Source organism: Streptomyces sp. ISL-100 (assembly GCF_018614615.1).
GTDB lineage: Bacteria > Actinomycetota > Actinomycetes > Streptomycetales > Streptomycetaceae > Streptomyces.
This window is the reverse complement of the sequence record NZ_JAGGOK010000029.1, coordinates 12071-31375: the sequence shown is the minus strand read 5'-3', so window position 1 is coordinate 31375 and position 19305 is coordinate 12071. Positions and strand designations below refer to the sequence as shown.

At 70.6% G+C, this 19305-nt stretch carries 13 protein-coding genes; 2 read left to right on the top strand and 11 right to left on the bottom strand.

Annotated features, from left to right (window positions below):
* Positions 1-63 precede the first annotated feature (63 nt).
* The 5 genes from J7E89_RS12775 to J7E89_RS12755 form a co-directional block, all read right to left on the bottom strand.
* Complete coding sequence (locus J7E89_RS12775; protein WP_214972874.1) at positions 64-2034, bottom strand: ATP-dependent DNA helicase; 1971 nt, start codon at positions 2032-2034, stop codon at positions 64-66.
* Positions 2035-2090: 56 nt separating this feature from the next.
* Positions 2091-3845 carry an IucA/IucC family siderophore biosynthesis protein gene (locus J7E89_RS12770; RefSeq protein ID WP_214973141.1) on the bottom strand — a complete coding sequence of 585 codons (1755 nt, stop codon included), beginning with the start codon at positions 3843-3845 and terminating at the stop codon, positions 2091-2093.
* Between the two features lie 171 nt (positions 3846-4016).
* Entirely contained in the window at positions 4017-4742 is a 726-nt protein-coding gene (locus tag J7E89_RS12765) for a GNAT family N-acetyltransferase (protein ID WP_214972872.1), read from the bottom strand.
* A gap of 40 nt (positions 4743-4782) precedes the next feature.
* A complete protein-coding gene (locus tag J7E89_RS12760) occupies positions 4783-6690 on the bottom strand; it encodes an IucA/IucC family siderophore biosynthesis protein (RefSeq protein WP_214972870.1) in 1908 nt (635 codons plus the stop codon).
* A 29-nt stretch (positions 6691-6719) separates the two neighbouring features.
* Positions 6720-8111: a diaminobutyrate--2-oxoglutarate transaminase gene (locus J7E89_RS12755; RefSeq protein WP_214972868.1), complete on the bottom strand. Its 1392-nt coding sequence runs from the start codon at positions 8109-8111 to the stop codon at positions 6720-6722.
* Between the two features lie 320 nt (positions 8112-8431).
* Here J7E89_RS12755 and J7E89_RS12750 point away from each other — a divergent pair, with 320 nt between their 5' ends.
* Together J7E89_RS12750 and J7E89_RS12745 are read left to right on the top strand one after the other, a co-directional pair.
* Positions 8432-9664 carry a serine protease gene (locus tag J7E89_RS12750; protein WP_214972866.1) on the top strand — a complete coding sequence of 411 codons (1233 nt, stop codon included), beginning with the start codon at positions 8432-8434 and terminating at the stop codon, positions 9662-9664.
* Positions 9665-9750: 86 nt separating this feature from the next.
* Positions 9751-10929 carry a serine protease gene (locus J7E89_RS12745; protein WP_214972864.1) on the top strand — a complete coding sequence of 393 codons (1179 nt, stop codon included), beginning with the start codon at positions 9751-9753 and terminating at the stop codon, positions 10927-10929.
* A gap of 258 nt (positions 10930-11187) precedes the next feature.
* Here J7E89_RS12745 and hflX read toward each other — a convergent pair whose 3' ends face one another.
* From hflX to miaA, 6 genes are all read right to left on the bottom strand, one after another.
* On the bottom strand, positions 11188-12687 hold the full coding sequence (gene hflX, locus J7E89_RS12740; protein ID WP_214972862.1) for a GTPase HflX: 1500 nt from the start codon (positions 12685-12687) through the stop codon (positions 11188-11190).
* A gap of 172 nt (positions 12688-12859) precedes the next feature.
* Positions 12860-14356 (bottom strand): M1 family metallopeptidase, encoded by a 1497-nt coding sequence (locus J7E89_RS12735; RefSeq protein ID WP_214972859.1) that lies wholly within the window; start codon positions 14354-14356, stop codon positions 12860-12862.
* Between the two features lie 125 nt (positions 14357-14481).
* Positions 14482-16602 carry a bifunctional (p)ppGpp synthetase/guanosine-3',5'-bis(diphosphate) 3'-pyrophosphohydrolase gene (locus J7E89_RS12730; protein WP_214972857.1) on the bottom strand — a complete coding sequence of 707 codons (2121 nt, stop codon included), beginning with the start codon at positions 16600-16602 and terminating at the stop codon, positions 14482-14484.
* A 189-nt stretch (positions 16603-16791) separates the two neighbouring features.
* The gene (gene dapF / locus J7E89_RS12725) at positions 16792-17688 is read right to left on the bottom strand and encodes a diaminopimelate epimerase (protein ID WP_214972850.1); all 897 of its coding nucleotides are present in this window, start codon (positions 17686-17688) and stop codon (positions 16792-16794) included.
* A 34-nt stretch (positions 17689-17722) separates the two neighbouring features.
* Positions 17723-18160 carry a hypothetical protein gene (locus J7E89_RS12720; protein WP_214973139.1) on the bottom strand — a complete coding sequence of 146 codons (438 nt, stop codon included), beginning with the start codon at positions 18158-18160 and terminating at the stop codon, positions 17723-17725.
* Positions 18161-18266: 106 nt separating this feature from the next.
* On the bottom strand, positions 18267-19205 hold the full coding sequence (gene miaA, locus J7E89_RS12715) for a tRNA (adenosine(37)-N6)-dimethylallyltransferase MiaA (protein WP_214972846.1): 939 nt from the start codon (positions 19203-19205) through the stop codon (positions 18267-18269).
* Positions 19206-19305: the final 100 nt, after the last annotated feature.

Below are 19305 nucleotides of genomic sequence, written 5' to 3'. Positions count from 1 at the left end.
CCGAGCCCCTGGAACCCACTGCGCCGGTTCCAGGGGCTCGCTGCTTCTCGCGGCTGAGCGGCCCTACTCTCCGTCGGCCTCCGCCTTGGCATTGATCGCGGCGAGGGAGCGGCGTACCTGATTACGGTCCGTGGTGTACCAGAAGTCCGGCAGGGACGCCCGCAGGTAGCTGCCGTAGCGGGCATTGGCCAGCCTCGGGTCGAGTACGGCGACGACACCGCGGTCCCCCATGGCCCGTACGAGCCGTCCCGCGCCCTGAGCCATCAAGAGCGCCGCATGCGTGGCTGCGACGGCCATGAAGCCGTTGCCGCCGGCCTCCTCGACCGCCTTCTGCCGGGCGCTCATCAGCGGGTCGTCGGGCCGGGGGAAGGGAATCCGGTCCATGACGACGAGCTGGCAGCTCGGCCCGGGCACATCGACGCCCTGCCAGAGCGAGAGCGTGCCGAAGAGACACGTCTTCGGGTCCGCCGCGAATGACTTGATCAGCTCACCAAGCGTTTCCTCGCCCTGGAGCAGGATCGGCATGTCGAGCCTGCCGCGCAGTTCCTCGGCCGCCTCTTTCGCCGCCCGCATGGAGGAGAAAAGCCCCAGCGTGCGGCCTCCGGCAGCCTCGACCAGTTCGGCGAGTTCGTCCATCATGTCGCCGCGCGAACCCTGGCGGCCCGGCGTGGCGAGCTGCCGGGCGACGTACAGAATTCCCTGCTTCGGGTAGTCGAAGGGCGAGCCGACGTCCAGGCCCTTCCAGACGGGGACGTCGTCCCCCGTCGTGCCCTCCGGCGACAGCCCGAGCGAGGACCCCACGCCGTTGAAGTCCCCGCCCAGCTTGAGCGTGGCAGACGTCAGGACGACGGAACGCTCGCTGAACAGCTTCTCGCGCAGCAGCCCCGATACGGAGAGCGGGGCGACGCGCAGGGAGGCCCCGTAACGGTCGTGCCGCTCGCACCAGACGACGTCGTACTCGGAACCGTTGGCGATCCGCTCCGCGACACCGTGGATGCTTTCGACCGCCGCGAGTGCCTGCTTGCGCACCGCATCCTCGTCCTGGACGGACTTGTCGCGGGTCGAGCCGATGGCCGAGATGACGTTACGGGCGGCGTCACGCAGCGCCATGATGGCGTACCCGAGATCCTCCGGGATCTCTTCGAGCCGCCCGGGAAGTGCGAGCTCCATCAGCCGCTCGAAGGACTCCGCGGCTGTCTGGAGAGCGTCGGCAACCTTCTCGTTGACCAGCTTGGCTGCCCGGCGGACGGCCCGGTTCACCTGCCCGGGGCTGAGCTCACCGGTCGCGACACCGGTCACCCGTGAGACCAGCTCATGGGCCTCGTCGACGATCAGGACCTCGTGCTGCGGGAGCACGGGGGCGCCCTCGATGGCGTCGATGGCGAGGAGGGCGTGGTTGGTCACGACGACATCGGCGAGCTTCGCCCGCTCGCGGGCCGCCTCGGCGAAGCACTCCGCTCCGTACGCGCACTTCGACGCGCCCAGACACTCGCGCGAGGAGACGGAGACCTGGCCCCAGGCGCGGTCGGAGACACCGGGGGTGAGATCGTCGCGGTCGCCCGTCTCCGTCTCGTCCGCCCAGTCGCGCATGCGCAGCAGATCCTTGCCGAGCTTGCTGGTCGGAGCGGCAGCCTCGAACTGGTCAAAAAGGCCGTCCTCCTCTTCCTGCGGTACGCCCTCGTGGAGCCGGTGCAGGCAGAGATAGTTCGACCGCCCCTTGAGCATGGCGAACTCGGGGCGCCGGCGCAGCAGCGGATGCAGCGCCTCGACCGTACGCGGAAGATCACGCTCCACGAGCTGGCGCTGCAGGGCCAGGGTCGCCGTCGCCACGACGACGCGCTCGCCGTGGGCCAGGGCCGGCACCAGATAGCCGAGTGACTTTCCGGTGCCGGTGCCGGCCTGGACGAGCAGGTGGGCATTGTCGTCGATGGCTCCGGCCACGGCCTCGGTCATGGCGACCTGGCCGGGCCGCTCCGTGCCGCCGACGGCGGTGACGGCGGCATGGAGGAGCTCGGGGAGTGAGGGCTTCGTCATAGCCCGTCCAGCCTACGGGGCACCACTGACAACCCGGGTCACACCAGGCGAGCGCATCAGGACAGGTGGAGAGGGTTGGGGACGGTGCCGTGCACCGCGGCGTGCGGGCGGCTGGGGCGGTCGCGATAGCCGTCGAGGTGCAGACGATTGCGGTTCAGGCACAGGCGCTCGATCCGCGGGGTGAGCAGGTCGAAGATCTCGTACCGGTCCTTGAGCTCCGGGAAGCGGGCCTGGTGCCGCAGGATTTCAGCCCGTACGAGTGACCAGAACTCATTCTCGGGGACGCCCAGTTGATCTTCGCAAAGGGGCGCCAGATAGCGGAACACACCGACGAACAGGCCGGAATGGATGAACTGCGTGAGAAAGGCTGGAGGCTCGGTCAGCAGGACCTCGCGCACGTCGTCGGGCATGGAGTCGTGCTCGGGGAGCCTCTGTGCGCTCACGTTCACGTCGTCGACGAAGTCCTTGATCGCGAGACGGACCGGGATGTCGTGGTCGTCGAAGACAACGATGGCGTTCTCGCCGTGCGGGGAGAAGACGGTGCCGAAGCGGTACAGGAAGTGCAGCAGCGGAGGCAGCAGCGCGGTGAAGAGCCGTCGCAGCCATACGGCGGGCGCGAGGCCGGAGCGGGCGACGAGTTCCGCTGTGAAGGCCCGTCCTTCGGAGTCCGTGTGCAGGAGGGATGCCAGCGTGCGGGCGCGCTCTCCGGGGGCCAGCCTGCCCGTGAGCGGCTCGCGCCAGATGGCCCCCAGGAGCTCTCTGTACTGGTACGGGACCTCCGGGAGGCCGTCGTAAAGGGGGTGTTCGACCGCGACGGACGCGACCTCGCCGAGGAGGATCACCCCGCACTCGTCACGCAGGAAGGGGTCGGCGTCCCGCAGTCCGTGCACCCAGGCGGTGACGGCGGGCGCCGCCAGGGTGCGCTCGGTGGGTAGTCCTCGCCATACGAGCGTGTTCAGGACGGCGAGCGGCAGCTTCACCGTGTGCCGGTCGGGACGGCTCGTATTGAGGAACGTACGGATGGACTGCTGCGGCAGCCGTACGTCGCCGTCGGTGGGGAGCGGCACGATGGCGCCCTGGGCGACGGCGGGGGCGAAGAGCGGCAGAACCACTTCATTCCACTGCCAGGGGTGCACGGGCAGATAGAGGTAACGCTCGGGGTCCAGACCGCGGGCGAGGAGTGCGGCGGCGAACGACTCGCGGGTGGCGACATCGAGTTCGCGTGCGTAGAGGCGATCGGGCGTGGCCAGTAAGGAGACTCCGCGGTAGCCCGCGAGCTCGGTGCTGACCGCGATCCAGGGAAGCCTGGCCGGTGTACGGGCTTCGGGGGCCCAGCGGGCGGTGTCGGTGGCGGAGAAGCCGAGGCGGCCCTTGTTGAGGACGAGCCAGGGGTGGCCGGTCTGGTGCCCTTCGAGCTCCGCGTACCCGAGGTCGGCGAGGTGCGCCGCGGACACGGCGGTGTGGTCGAGGCGGGCGTCGGCGGCCAGGGTGGCGCTCAGCTCGCGGATGAGGTGGCCGAGGGTGGCGCCGTCGAGGGCGAGGAGGCGGCGGGCGAGGACCAGGAACCGGAGGGGGTCGCCGAAGGGGCGGCCTTCGGCCGGGGCGTCGTCACCGGCGCCGGCGTCCGCGTCGGCTTGGGAGTCGCGCTCGTGCAGTTCGATCGTTTCCGGGTTCACGCGCCAGCTGCCGTAGGCGCCGCGAACCGCCCGGAAGGAGAGTGTGCCGCCGTCGTCGAGCGGGAGGGTGTGACGGTCGCCGGCGGGCGGCGGGACGGGCTCGATGATCTCCTCGTACGCGAACTCGCCGAGCATCTTGGCGAGGAGGCGGCGGGCTGCCGGCTCCCAGGTGCCCGGTTTCAGTCCGGGCGGAACCGGCAACGGGAGCGGGTCCTCGAAGTCATGGGCGACGGCGGGCTTCGGCACGGGGACTCCTCGGGGTGGAACCCATTCGGGTCGAGCGGTGTATGAGAAGTAGCGGGTTGTTCACAGCAGGTTTCGCAGGGCGCGGTCGCGGACCATGAGCGCGGCTCGCTTGTCGGGGAGGTCGAGTTCGGCAGAGAAGCGGAAGCCGGCCCGGAGGAAGGCCGAGACGGAGGGGGTGTTGCGCAGGTCCGGTTCGGCGACGACGCGTGCGCAAAGGGGACGCCTGTCGAGTACGAGGTCGGCGACGGCTCGCAGGAGGGTGGTGCCGAGGCCGCGGCCGCGGTCGGCCACGCCGCCGACGAGGAGGTGGATGCCGGTGTCGTGAGGGCGGGCCGGGTAGTGGCGGGCCAGTGGGTCGAGGTCGGCGCGGTAGATCTCCCAGTAGCTCATGGGTACGCCGGCCAGTACGCCGAGGCAGGGTGCGCTGCGGCCGTCGCCGTCGACCTGGGTGCGCAGGTGGGCGGCAGTGACCTCTTGCGGACCCGCCAGTTCCCAGAAGGCGGCGACAGCCGGATCGTTCATCCACCTGCTGATGAGCGGCAGGTCCCGCTCGATGCGTACGGGAACGAGCTGGAAGACGCCGCCGGAGGTGGTGACGGGACCCCAGTCGGCGGGGGTGTCGAGGAGGTCGTCGCCGGCGGCCCGGGGGCCGGTCACCGGGCCGTCGTCGCCGAAGAGCGCGATGAGCTCTTCAGTGAGCCGCAGGTCGAGGGTGTCCTCGGTGCTGGATCCGGCGCGGGGAGCGGAGTTGGTTCCTGCGTCGGTGCTCGCATCGGCGGGAGGCACGGCGACGCTCCTCTCAGCAGTTCGGGTGGGACATGTTCCTTCAGGTGCGAAGGGGGTTGGCGATGGTGACGTAGACGGACTGGGTGTCGACCGGGCCTTCGAGCTCGTCGAGGCCGTGCAGCCGGGTGAGCAGGTTGGCCTTGCAGCGGAGGCTGCGGCTCTCCAGGAGCTGGGTGGGGAGCGAAGAGCCGAGGGCGCTGTTCTTCGCGAGGAACTGGCGGAAGGCGGCGATCAGGACACGCTCGTCGGCCAGCCGCTGGGCACCGAACGCCCCGATCAGGCCGAAGACGTTGTTGATGCCGAGGTAGTAGGCGAAGCGTTCGTCGGTGACGTCGTCGGGAACGAAAGTGTCGCTGGTGGCGCCGATGCCGGGAAGGCGGCGTTCGAGTTCGGCGCGGTGGGATTCGCGGAAGTAGTAGCCCTGGTTGTCGCGGTAGCGGCCGCCGACGGGCCAGCCGTCGGGGTCGAGGAGGACCAGGGTGTTCTGCTGATGGGCCTCCAGCGCGACCCCTGCCGTGCCGTCCAGCCAGAGCACCGGGCGTACGACGTGGTCGAGGTAGCGCAGGAACCACTCGGCGGCGACGGCTCCGGTGGGCCGGCCGGTCCGGGCGGCGAGCCGGGCGACGACTTCGGCGATTCGGGAGTGCATGCCGGTGCGGCCCGGCCAGGGGCGCGGGGCGGTGAGTCCCGCGATGCAGACGGCGTCGTCGCCGGGACCGAACGGGTTGTGGCGCAGCAGGGCGTCGAGGCCGGGGATCGGTTCGCCGTCGGTCGTGTCGACGGCGAGCCACGCCGGGTCGCGGATGACGTCGAAGCCGGGGTGGGCGGACTGCCACTCCTCGGCCAGCCCGCCGCGCAGCAGCCGGTGGACTTCGACGCCGCGGTGGAGTTCCTTGCGGAGGTTTTCACGACGGGAGTTGGTGATGCGTACGCCGAGCGAGAGCTTGAGCATGGCGGGCGAACCGGGGCGGTGCACGGTGCGGACGGAGGAGGTGGGGTGCCACGGGGCGCCGTGCGGGCCGAGGTCGTGGAGGAGACCTTGCTCCAGGAGCGCAGCGACGGCAGGCCGGTGCGTCAGCTCGCGGGCCTGCCACGGGTGGAGGGGCAAGGGCACCGTGTGGTCGGGCACCGGGAGGCCGTCGGCCAGCCGGACGACGAGCTGCTCGACGGAGACGGCGCGGCCGCGTTCGGTCCAGGCCGAGTCCTCGGCCAGTACGGACCGGTCTACAGCCATCCACTGCAGCGGAAAGGAGCCGTGCAACTCGGGTGAGTACAGGTGCGCTTCGGCCTCGGAGAGACCCTCTCGGCTCTTGGGCGTGGGGTGCAGGGGATGCCCGAGGAGAAGGGACTGTTCCGCGCTGAGGAACAGGTCCGCCTCTGCCGCGGGGCCGGGGTGCCGGCGCCGCTCGGCGATGAACGCGGCGGTGCGCCGCACCGAGTCGGCGACCCGGCCGACCAGGTCCGCGCCTTCGCGCTGCCCGGCCTCGCGGCCGAGGAGGGCGGCGACTGTGACGGCGTCGGCGGAAGGGGCGCCCTGCGGTCCGCCTTCCAGCGCCGGCATGCCGAAGCGGTGCCATCCGGTGGATGACCAGTAGCGGACGGGGACGAGCAGCGCGGTGCCGCTGGCGTCGAGCGGGATGCGCAGGGTGGGGCCCAGGGGACGGGTGAGGTCGTTCTCCCGGACCCAGCAGCGCAGCAGGTTTTCGACGGCTGCTGCCTCCGCCGCAGTATGCGGGTCGGGGTGGTCGAGAAGGTCCGCGGCCGTGCCCGATGCCTGCGGGCGTGCGCCTGGCCCCGGCGTGCGCGGCTCCCCGTGGGCGCTGCCCTTCTGCCGGGGCACCTTGGCCTCGTCGACCACGAGACGGCCGTGCGTACCGCCCTGTCGTCGCTCGTGGACGGCGGGACGGTCTTCGGCCTCGGACGCATCGGGTGCGGGAGTGGAGTTCACGGGGGTCTTCCTTGGGACGAGGTCCGGGGTCAGTTCGACAGCCCGGTCTGTGGCTGGTGGTACGAAGAGCGCTCGGCGGCCGACAGGGCGTCGGCCAGACGGTCGAGGACCGCCGAGGCCTGTTCATCGGTGAGGGTGAGAGGAGGCAGCAGACGTACGACGCCGGAGTGACGCCCGCCGAGCTCGACGATGAGTCCGCGCTCCAGACACTCCTGCTGGACGGCGGCGGCCAGAGCGCGCGCCGCCGGGGGAGCGCCCGTGGACGTACGGCCGTGCCCGTCCGGATCGGCATCGGGGTCGACGAGCTCGACGCCGATCATCAGCCCCCGGCCGCGTACGTTCCCGATGCAGGGGTGGTCGGCGGCCAGTCCCTGCAACTGGCCCATCATGCGTGCGCCGAGCACGCCGGCACGCTCGGCGAGCCGGTTCTCGCGTACGTACGCCAGGGTGGCCGCGCCCGCCGCCATGGCGAGCTGGTTGCCGCGGAACGTACCGGCGTGGGCGCCCGGCTCCCAGGCGTCGAGGTCCGCCCGGTAGACCACGACGGCGAGCGGGAGGCTGCCGCCGATGGCCTTGGACAGGACCATCACATCGGGCACGACGCCACTGTGCTCGACCGCCCAGAAGGTGCCGGTCCTGCCGACTCCGGTCTGCACCTCGTCCGCGATGAGCGGGATGGAGCGGTCCGCCGTGATCCGGCGCATCCGCCGCATCCAGTCGTCCGGCGCGGGGATGACGCCACCCTCCCCCTGCACGGGTTCGAGGATCATCCCGGCCGGGACCGCCACCCCGCTCTTGGGGTCGTCGAGGAGGTTCTCGGTCCAGCGGGCGGAGAGTTCGGCGCCGCGTTCGCCGCCCACTCCGAAGGGGCAGCGGTAGTCGTACGGATAGGGCAGGCGCGTCACCCGTACGTCCTGCGCACCGCCCGATGCGTCGAGGGCGCCCGCCGTCATGCCGTGGTACGCCCCGGTGAAGGACAGCAGTCCGCTGCGCCCGGTGGCCGTGCGTACGAGCTTGAGCGCGGCCTCGACCGCGTCCGTACCCGCCGGACCGCAGAACTGCACCCGCGCGTTGTCGGCGAGCCCGCGTGGCAGCGTAGCGAAGAGCTCGGTGATGAACGCGTCCTTCACGGGCGTCGCGAGGTCCAGCACATGGAGCGGGGCGCCGGAGTCGAGAACCTTCTTGATGGCCTCCAGGACCACGGGGTGGTTGTGTCCGAGAGCCAGGGTCCCCGCCCCCGAGAGGCAGTCGAGGTAGCGGCGCCCGTCGGCTCCCTCGATCGTCAGCCCCCGCGCGCGTACGGGAACGATGGGCAGCGACCGCGCGTACGTTCGGGCGGAAGACTCGCGCAGCGACTGGCGCCGCAGGATCCCTTCGTGCGCGGCGGTCAGCACCGCAGCGGCAGGTTCGGTCACGGCCACGTCTGTTGGTCCTCCCGCAGTGAAGCTTCCGTCGCGCAGTTGTCTCCAAGTGCGTGCCCATTAGGGCTGAACGCCGACCCTGCGTCCCCCGTACGTACCAACGACGGTGGCGCCGGAGGATCACGGGCAATAAGAAGATCCTTACGTTCGGGGAACCGAGGCCCTGCCGCGCGCCGTCCCCATCCGCACCGGCATAGTGGGGACCGCACTCCGGCCCGGAGCTCCGCCGTCGGGGTGCGCGATGTGCGCATCGTTCACAAGAGTTCGCGGAGTTCGCAGAGTTCGCTGAAGAAGATGTCGAAGTCCCAGGGGGATCAAGCATGCGACCCATTCGCCCGACCATCGCAACACGTGGCGGGAGGAGCGCGCGTCGCCGAACCTCCCCTGTATTCGCCGCTGTCGGCCTTGCCGCCGTCCTCGCCCTGACCGCGACAGGCTGCGGTCCGAGCGAGGAGGACAACGCGGGCGGCGAGCCGAGTGCCACCACCAGCCAGGCCGCCGACGGCAAGATCGTCATCCCCGAAGACCTGAAGGACCGGCTCAAGGAGCACGGCGTCGATCTGGACAAGTGGAAGGACGGCGCCTGGAAGGACTGGAGCAGGGACGACTGGCTCCGCGAGGCCGAGGACTACATCAACCCGATCATCGAGGACCTCTGGGACCCGGACCGGATGCGGGACGCGGAGCAGCCCGACAAGCCGGTGGACAACGACATTTCCGGTGACGAGGGTGTCACCGACCCGACGCCCGCTCCCGTCCAGGCACAGCCCGTGAAGACCCCGTACACGACGAGCACTCCCGAAGCCGGGAAGCTCTTCTTCGACGGGCCCCAGGGTTCGATGGTCTGCTCCGCGACCGTCATCAAGGACCCGGCGCACTCCGGCAAGTCCAACATGGTGTGGACGGCCGGCCACTGTGTGCACGCCGGCAAGAAGGGCGGCTGGTACCGCAACATCGCCTTCGTCCCGTCGTACAACGACACCGGCAAGTCGGCCAAGGAGCTCGACGGCGCGCCGAAGAACGAGAAGGAAATCATGCCGCACGGCGTGTGGTGGGGCGACTGGGCGCAGACGTCCGAGCAGTGGATCGCCCAGGGCGGCCCGACCGGCGGCGAAGGCGCTCCGTACGACTACGCGGTGCTGCACGTCACCCCGGAGAAGGGCAAGGGCAACGGCAAGTCTCTTGAGGAGACGGTCGGTTCGGCCCTTCCGGTGGAGTTCAACGCACCGGCCGCACCCGAGATCCCGAGCATGACGGCGACCGGCTACCCGGCCGCCCCGCCCTTCGACGGCCAGAAGCAGTACCAGTGCGCCGACAAGCCGGGACGCCTGTCCATCAAGGCCGGTGACCCGACGATGTACCGCATCGGCTGCACCATGACGGGTGGTTCCTCCGGTGGCGGCTGGACGGCCCTCGGCCAGGACGGCAAGCCCGCGCTGGTCTCCAACACCTCGATCGGCCCGGTGACGGCCGGCTGGCTGGCCGGTCCGCGCCTGGGCACGGAAGCCAAGGGAATCTTCGACTCGGTGAGCGGAAAGTTCGCCAACCAGTAGGTCCAGTCGATATGTGAATGCTGTTCAGGGGCCCTCGGCAGGTGTGCCGGGGGCCCTTGGCCTGAACTACAGGGGGAATCGTTTCCATGCGCTCCATACGTCCGTTGCTCGCCGCCACCACGATCGCGGCGGCTCTCGCTCTGACGGCCACCGCGTGCGGCCCCGGCGAGGAAGAAGCCGCCGGCAAGGCGGCCGACGGGCCCAGCGCGTCCGCACCCGCCGGCGGCGCGGAAGCCGCCCTTCCCGCCGACCTCGCCGACAAGCTCAAGGAGCACGGAGTCGACATCGGCAAGTGGAAGGACGGCGGCTGGAAGAACTGGGACAGGAAGGACTGGCTGCGCGAGGCCGAGGACTACGTCAATCCGGTCATCGAGGGCCTGTGGAAGCCCGAACGGATGAAGGCGGCGAAGGCCCCGGCCAAGACGATGGCCACTGCCGGCACATCCGGTGGTCAGGGCGTGTCCGACCCTGAGCCGCGTCCGGTCGAGGCCGAGCGGGAAAAGACCCCGTACCACGACCACGCGGCCCCCGTCGGCAAGGTCTTCTTCGACTCCCCCGAAGGCTCGATGGTCTGCTCGGCAACCGTCGTCAAGGACCCGCGGAACCCCGGCAAGTCCAACCTGGTGTGGACCGACGGCCATTGTGTGCACGCGGGTCAGGCCGGCGGCTGGTACCGCAACATCGCCTTCGTTCCCGCCTACAACGACCTGGGCAAGTCGGCAGCCGCGCTGGACAACGCACAGCAGCGGGAGATCTCTCCGTACGGCGTCTACTGGGCCGACTGGGTCTCGACCTCGGGCGAGTGGATCCGGGACGGCGGCCCGACGGGCGGCGCGGGAGCTCCGTACGACTACGCCATCATGCACGTGAAGCCCGAGAACGGCGGCAAGTCGCTCGAGGAGACCGTGGGCAACGCCCTGCCGATCAGCTTCGACGCCTCCGAGAACGAGAACATCGGCGCGATGGGCGCCTGGGGCTACCCGGCCGCGCCCCCGTACAACGGCCTGATCATGCACAAGTGCGTGGACCGTCCGACGCGCCTGTCGATCAGCCCCGGTACGCCCACGATGCACCGCATCGGCTGCACCATGACCGGCGGTTCCTCCGGCGGCGGCTGGTTCGCCACGCAGCCGGACGGCAAGTTGGCGCTCGTCTCCAACACCTCGATCGGGCCGGTGACTTCGGGCTGGCTGGCGGGCCCGCGCCTGGACCAGGGCGCTCAGCAGATCTTCACGACGATGAGCGAGAAGTACGGCAGCAAGTAGCCGGCGCACAGCCCACACGGCGCCGCACAGCCCGAAGGCCCGCCCCCTCATCGCGACGATCCGGCACGCCTGGTTGTTGCTGAAGCCCTGCTGCATGAGCCGGAAGTATGTCTCCCGCTCACGCAGCAGCTTCTTCGGCCCCTGAGCCGTCCGGATCTCCCGGATCTTGAAGTCCATCGCATCCCCTGGGCAGGGGTGTTGCGACGACCACTAGAACGGAAGTCGTGAGGGGGCGGGCCTTTCGGTATTGCTTCCGTACTAGCGAGTCGCCGGGACGTACGGCGCCAGGTCCGACGCCAGCTCCTCGTGCACCCGCACCTTGATCAGCGTGCCTTCCCCGGTGTGCTCCTCGGAGACAACCTCGCCCTCGGCGTGTGCCCGCGAGACCAGCCCGCCGTGCGTGTACGGCACGAGAGCCTCGATCTCGACCGCGGGCCGGGGCAGCTCCGCGTCGATGAGCGCCAGCAGCTCCGCCATGCCCGCGCCCGTACGGGCCGACACGGCGATCGCGTGGCGCTCGATCCGCAGCAGCCGCTGCAGTACGACCGGGTCTGCCGCGTCCGCCTTGTTGATCACCACGATCTCGCGCACGTTCAGCGCGCCGACGTCGCGGATCACTTCGCGTACGGCCGCCAGCTGCTCCTCCGGCGCCGGGTGCGAACCGTCCACCACGTGCAGGATCAGGTCGGACTCGCCGACCTCCTCCATCGTGGAGCGGAACGCCTCGACGAGGTGGTGCGGCAGGTGCCGGACGAATCCGACAGTGTCGGCGAGCGTGTAGACCCGTCCGCTCGGCGTCTCCGCGCGGCGCACGGTCGGGTCGAGGGTGGCGAACAGTGCGTTCTCCACCAGCACGCCCGCGCCGGTGAGGCGATTGAGCAGCGAGGACTTACCGGCGTTGGTGTATCCGGCGATCGCGACCGAAGGCACCTGGTTGCGCTTGCGCTCCTGGCGCTTGATGTCGCGGCCGGTCTTCATCTCCGCGATCTCCCGGCGCATCTTCGCCATCTTCTCGCGGATCCGACGCCGGTCGGTCTCGATCTTGGTCTCACCGGGACCACGGGTAGCCATACCGCCGCCCCCACCGGAACCGGCGCCACCCATCTGCCGGGACAGCGACTGACCCCAGCCGCGCAGTCGCGGCAACATGTACTGCATCTGCGCGAGCGCGACCTGGGCCTTGCCCTCACGGGACTTGGCGTGCTGGGCGAAGATGTCCAGGATCAGGGCGGTGCGGTCTACCACCTTGACCTTGACGACGTCTTCGAGGTGGATGAGCTGGCCGGGGCTGAGCTCACCGTCGCAGACGACGGTGTCGGCCCCGGTCTCGAGCACGATGTCGCGGAGCTCGATCGCCTTGCCCGAGCCGATGTACGTGGCCGGGTCCGGCTTGTCGCGACGCTGGATGACGCCGTCGAGCACGAGGGCGCCCGCGGTCTCCGCGAGTGCCGCCAGCTCCGCCAGCGAGTTCTCCGCGTCGAGCACGGTGCCGGAGGTCCAGACACCGACCAGCACCACACGCTCCAGGCGCAGCTGCCGGTACTCGACTTCGGTTACGTCTTCGAGCTCGGTGGAGAGGCCGGCCACGCGTCGCAGCGCCGCACGGTCGGAGCGCTCGAACTGGTCGCCGTCCCGCTCCCCGTCGACTTCGTAGCTCCAGGCGACGTCCTCTTCCATCAGGGCATCGGCCCGAAGGCTCTCGGTCACGTTCTCCGTGAAGCTCTGTGCGTCCTTGGAAGCGGAAGAAGAGGAGGTCATTGGATCCTTACGTCGATAGAAAAGTCGGTTACGTCAGTCACAACGCGTGACGTGACCGGAAGATTCCCGAAGTGTCCGGAGGTCCCCCGTCCCGGCAGCGCCGCCGACCCGTTGATAGTGGCACGGTGCGCCCCGGGCCGTCACTCCGGTTTATGCCCGCTTCCTGGCGCCTCTACCTGGCGCCCTTGGCCGCAGCCTTGCCTTCCGGCTTACCGGCCGCCTTACTCCGCCAGTCCGGGTGCCCCGGCATGGCCGGCGTCTTCTTCCCGTACAGCCACTCCTTGAAGAAGCCGGACAGATCCCGGCCCGAGATCTCCGACGCGAGCCGCGTGAAGTCGCCGGTCGTCGCCGTGGAGTCCCGGTGGTCGCTGACCCACCGCCGCTGCAGCCGCTCGAACGCGTCCTTCCCGATCTCCTTGCGCAGCGCGTACAGCACCAGTCCGCTGCCGTCGTAGACGACCGGCCTGAAGAGGCTGATCTTCTTCCCCGGGGCGGGGCCCCGGGGAGCGGCGGGCGGTCCGCCCTGCGCCCGCCACGTGTCCGACTGTGCGTATGCCCGGCGCATCCTGTCCACCAGCGGCTGCTTCGCGTGGTCCTCGGCGTACCGCGCCTCGTACCAGGTGGCGTGCCCTTCGTTGAGCCACAGGTCGGACCAGGAGCGCGGCGAGACGCTGTCGCCGAACCACTGGTGCGCCAGTTCGTGCACCATGATCGATTCGACGTACCAGGCAGGCAGGTCGGAGCGGCTGAACAGCGACCGTTCGAAGAGCGACAGCGTCTGCGTCTCCAGCTCGAAGCCCGTGTCCACGTCGGCGACGAGCAGCCCGTACGTCTCCAGGGGATAGCGGCCGACCTGCCGCTCCATCCACTCGAGCTGCCCCGGTGTCTTCTTCAGCCACGGTTCGAGCTGCGCGCGGTAGGCGGTGGGCACGACATCGCGTACGGGAAGACCGTTCGGCCCGCTCCTGTGCACGACGGTCGACCGGCCGACAGAGACCTGCGCGAGTTCGGTCGCCATGGGATGGCTGGTCCGGTACGTCCAGGTGGCACCGCCCGCCACCCTTTCGGCCTTTCCCACGGGCAGGCCGTTGGTGACTGCCGTCATGCCCTTCGGAGCGGTGACACGGAACGTGAAGAACGCCTTGTCCGCGGGATGGTCGTTGCACGGGAACACCCGGTGCGCCGCGTCGGCCTGGTTGGCCATGGCGAGACCGTCGCGCGTACGCACCCAGCCGCCGTCCGCGCCCTCCTTGGGGCTGGGATGGCTCTTGTGCCAGACGGTGATCCGCAGCGGCCATCCCTCGTAGACCGGCTCCTCGGGCGTGACGATCAGGTCCTCCCCCGCCGTCGCGAACGCCGCCCGCTCGCCGTTCACCTCGACCGACGCGACGGTGCCGTGCGAGAAGTCGAGGTTGACCCGGTCGAGCTGCTCCGTGGCCACCGCGTCGATCTTCGTGACGGCGTCCAGGGGCTTGCTGTTGCTTCCGCCGTACGTGAAGGAGATGTCGTACGCGCGAACGTCGTATCCAGGGTTACCCAGGTGCGGGAAGAGCGGATCGCCGATGCCGAGCGCCACGGGTGGTGCGGGGGCGGGCAAGGTCGCGGCGACGAGGGTGGCCGATGCGGCGGCCAGCAGGGCGGCACTCAGGCGCCGGGAGGTGAGCAGCATGATCTACCGCTATCAGCGCCCGCCGCGGCCGCCGTGACGGCACGCGACGCTCCCACTCGAAAGAGCGCTGCGTTCGATCAAGCGGTGGTTCGGTCAGGCGGTGGTTCGGCCGGTCGCCGGCTCGCTCAGGCCCCGGCGGGATGCTGGGCGCGGCTCACGTCGTACACACCCGGCACCTCGCGCATCGCGCGCATCAGCGCGGGAAGCAGCGCGGCGTCGGGGAGCTGGAGCGTGTACGTGTGCCGCACGCGCTGCTCGCTCGGCGGTTCCACGGTGGCCGAGACGACCGCCGCGCCCGCGGTGGCGATGGCCTCGGTGAGGTCGGCGAGGAGTCGCGGGCGGCCGAAGGACTCGGCGACGAGGGTGACCCGGCAGTCGCCCGTGGCCAGCCAGCGCACGCCCACGGGCTCCCGCCCGCGCGCCTGCATCCGGCCCACCGCCGGGCACTCCTCGCGGTGCACGGTGACGACGCCGCCGCGCACCGCGAAGCCCGTGACGGCGTCGGGCGGTACGGGCGTACAGCAGCCCGCGAATCGTACGGTCGCGTCCGGCAGATCCACGACGGCGTTCTCGGCGACCCGGCGCACCAGCGGGTCGATGCCGGGTGCCGGAGCGGCTGCCCCTCCCCCGGGCCTGGGCTCCGGCGGCCGGCCGGCTCCTCCCTGGGCGGCTGCCTCGTCCTGCGGATGGGCGGAGAGCCAGCCGCTGATGGCGATCCGTGCGGCGGGCGTACGGGCGTGGTCGAGCCACTCGGGCGAGGGCCCCGAGCCGATGTCGTGGGCGAGAAGCAGTTGCACCGTGTCGCCGTCGCTGAGCACCGTGCTGAGCGTCGCCAGCCGGCCGTTGACCCGCGCGCCGATGCAGCGGTGCGCCGCCTCGCCGTACTGCGCGTACGCCGCGTCCACGCAGCTCGCACCGGCCGGCAGCCCCAGCACGGCGCCGTCCGAGCGGAACACGGTGATCTCGCGGTCCTCCGCGAGGTCCGCGCGCAGCGACGTCCAGAAGGTGTCCGGGTCGGGCGTGGCCTCCTGCCACTCCAGCAGCCGGGAGAGCCAGCCCGGCCTCGTGGGGTCGGCGCGCTCTCCCTCGACGGCGGGTTCCGTCCCGTCGGTCGGCGTGTACGGGTTGCCGAGTGCGACGACTCCCGCCTCCGCCACCTTGTGCATCCGGTGCGTACGGATGAGGATTTCGGCCACCTCACCGTCCGGGCTCGCGACGGCGGTGTGCAGTGACTGGTACAGGTTGAATTTGGGCGCCGCGATGAAGTCCTTGAACTCGGAGATCACCGGCGTGAAGCAGGTGTGCAGTTCGCCCAGTACGCCGTAGCAGTCGGCGTCCTCCGCGACCAGTACCAGAAGCCGTCCGAAGTCCGTGCCGCGCAGCTCGCCGCGTTTCAGCCTGACCCGGTGTACGGAGACGAAGTGCCGGGGCCTGACGAGTACTTCGGCGGCCAGACCGGCTTCCCGCAGCACCTTCCTGACCTCCTCCGCGATGACGTTCAGCGGGTCGCCCGCCGTCGCGTCCGCCGCGATGAGGGCGCGCGTGTGCTCGTACTCCTGCGGGTGGAGGATCGCGAAGACCAGGTCCTCCAGCTCGCTCTTGAGGGCCTGTACGCCGAGCCGTTCGGCGAGCGGGATCAGGACGTCGCGGGTGACCCTGGCGATCCGGGCCTGCTTCTCGGGGCGCATCACGGTGAGGGTGCGCATGTTGTGCAGCCGGTCGGCGAGTTTGATCGACATGACCCGGACGTCGTTGCCGGTGGCGACGAGCATCTTGCGGAAGGTCTCGGGCTCGGCCGCGGCGCCGTAGTCGACCTTCTCCAGTTTCGTCACACCGTCGACGAGGAAGCACACCTCCTCGCCGAACTCCGAGCGCACCTGGTCGAGCGTCACATCGGTGTCCTCGACGGTGTCGTGCAGGAGGGCCGCGGTCAACGTGGTGGTCTCGGCGCCGAGTTCGGCGAGGATCAGCGTCACGGCCAGCGGGTGCGTGATGTACGGCTCGCCGCTCTTGCGCATCTGCCCGCGGTGCGACGACTCGGCCAGTACGTACGCCCGGCGCAGGATGGTGAGGTCCGCGTCGGGATGGTGGGCGCGGTGGGCGTCCGCGACGTGGCCGATCGCGTCGGGCAGCCGGTCGCGCGAGGTGGGGCCGAGCAGTGCGACACGGCCGATTCTGCGGAGATCCAGCCTGGTGCGGCCACGCCTGCGACTGGTGGCACCTGGGTTGGCGGCCTCTGCACTCATGGGGCACCTCCGGCAGCGTCGACCGGCGGTGGACGGGTGGACCCACGTCCCCGGCCGGTGCTTGATGCTACCGAGCCCACCACGCCCCGCAGTCACGCTCCCGCTCAGCGTGAACCGGATCACCCATTCGAGCGAAGCTCTATGCGATGCCCGTTTCCTGCTGGTCGTGGGGGCCGCGGGAGAGCAGCGCTACTCGGCCGGAGTGATCCACTCCGGATCGATGGTGCCCTCGGCGACGATCACGGCGGGCCCGGTCATTTCGACGGCCCCGTCGGGCTGCTCGGTGATCACCAGGCGCCCGCCGGGGAGGTCCACGGTGTACGTCACGGGCTCACCGGTGACGGCGGGATCGGCGCCGTCCCTGCGGGCTGCGGCGACGGCCACGGCGCACGCGCCCGTACCGCAGGAGCGGGTCTCGCCCGAGCCGCGCTCGTGCACGCGCATCTCGACGTGGCGCGGGCCGCGGTCGACGACGAATTCGACGTTGACACCCTGCGGGTAGGCGGAGGCGGGGCTGAAGGGCGGGGCGGTGAACAGATCGCCGGCGTGGTCCAGGTCGTCGACGAAGGCGACGGCGTGCGGGTTGCCCATGTTCACATTGCGGGCCGGCCATTCGCGGGCCCCGACAGAGACCGTGACGTCGCCATCGGGGAGGACCGCACGGCCCATCGAGACGGTGATGTCGCCGAGCCCACCGAACTCACCGCCGGCCTGCGCCTTGGCGATGTGCACCTGCTTGACGCCGCCGCGGGTGGCAACGGCCAGGTCACCCTCGCCGACCAGGCCCGCGCGCTGGAGGTAGCGGGCGAAGACGCGGACGCCGTTGCCGCACATCTCGGCGATCGAGCCGTCGGCGTTGCGGTAGTCCATGAACCACTCGGCCGCCTCCGCCATCGGCCGGGCGTCGGGGTGCTCGGCGGACCGTACGACATGCAGCAGACCGTCGCCGCCGATTCCGGCCCTGCGGTCGCACAGTTTCGCGACGAGGGAAGAGGGCAGGTCGATGGTGTTGCCCGGGTCCGGGACGATCACGAAGTCGTTCTCGGTCCCGTGGCCCTTGAGGAAGGCGATCGGCGCGGTGCTCACGGCGTCAATCGTACGGGTCGGGTACGACACCCGGTCAGCGGAGGCGGGCCACGCGCCAGACCGCCAGCGCGACAAGGCCACTGCCCACGACGACGTACAGCGCGATCAGCCGCCAGTCCGGACGCTTGCCCGACTCCCTGGACGGCAGGCCCGGCCAGGTGTGCCCCACACGGCGGGCGGCCATCATGCCCCAGCCCGCGGCGCAGCAGCTGATGAGCAGTCCCAGCATGGCGACGACCGCTCCGCCGTCGCCGAACTCGAAGGCGAGGGGGAAGGCGAACATCAGGGACCCCATGGCGGCGAGTCCCACGATCGGCGCGAGCTGCCAGATCCGCAGGCGCCGCTGCGGGCGCAGCTCGACCTCGACCTCGGGGCCCGTCCCGGTCCCGGGCGCCCCGTCCTGGTCGTCGGGCCCGTCAGGGCTCAAACGGTCCGGTTCGTCCTGTGCTGTGTCGCGAGGGCCGGCTTCCATCGCCACGCGCCCTCCCAACTTGGACTCACTGGTCGATCGAAGCTTGATGATGGCACGGGCCCGGGCACCCGGATGACGGGCGGAGCGTCCCGATGCCATCACGTGATCAGGCTGTAACCGCTCGTTCGACCAACGCCAGCGCTCGATGCGGGAGTTCCGCGCGGTCCTGCGCCGCGCCGCTCAGCCAGTGGACCCTGGGGTCCCGGCGGAACCAGGAGTCCTGGCGGCGGGCGAAACGCTTGGTGGCGCGTACGGTCTCGGCGCGCGCCTCTTCCTCGGCGCATTCCCCCGCCAGCGCGGCCAGTACCTGCTGGTAGCCCAGAGCGCGCGCCGCCGTACGCCCCTCCCGCAGACCCTGCGCTTCCAGGGTGCGTACCTCGTCCACGAGGCCCGCTTCCCACATGCGGTCGACGCGCAGGGCGATGCGCTCGTCGAGCTCGGGGCGGGCCACGTCGACGCCGATCTGGACCGTGTCGTAGATCGAGTCGGGGCCGGGCAGGTTGGCCGTGAAAGGCTTCCCGGTGATTTCAATCACTTCGAGCGCCCGGACGATGCGCCGGCCGTTGCTCGGCAGGATCGCGCGCCCCGCGTCGGGGTCGGCGGCGGCGAGCCGCGCGTGGAGCACACCCGGGCCGCGCAGCTCCAGCTCCTCCTCCAGGCGTGCCCGTACCGCCGGGTCGGTGCCGGGGAATTCGAGGGCGTCGATGGCGCCCCGTACGTACAGTCCGGAGCCGCCGACGAGGACGGGCGTGCGGCCGTCGGCGAGCAGCCGGTCGATCTCCGCGCGGGCGAGCTTCTGGTACTCGGCGACGCTCGCCGCCTCGGTGACGTCCCATATGTCGAGGAGGTGGTGCGGGATGCCCACGCGTTCCGCGGGCGTCAGTTTGGCGGTGCCGATGTCCATCCCCCGGTAGAGCTGCATGGAGTCGGCGTTGACGACTTCCCCGCCGAAATGCTGGGCGAGGGCGACGCCCAGATCGGACTTTCCGGCTGCCGTGGGGCCGACAACGGCGATGACCCGCGGTGCGGGAGCTGCAGTTCTCACTCGCACAGTCTCGCAAACCCCACGCCCCCTCCCCGAACGAGTTACGTGACGGCACGCGCCCGGGTTCGTTGCCTGTTGCGAGGTTCCGACCGCCGGTTTA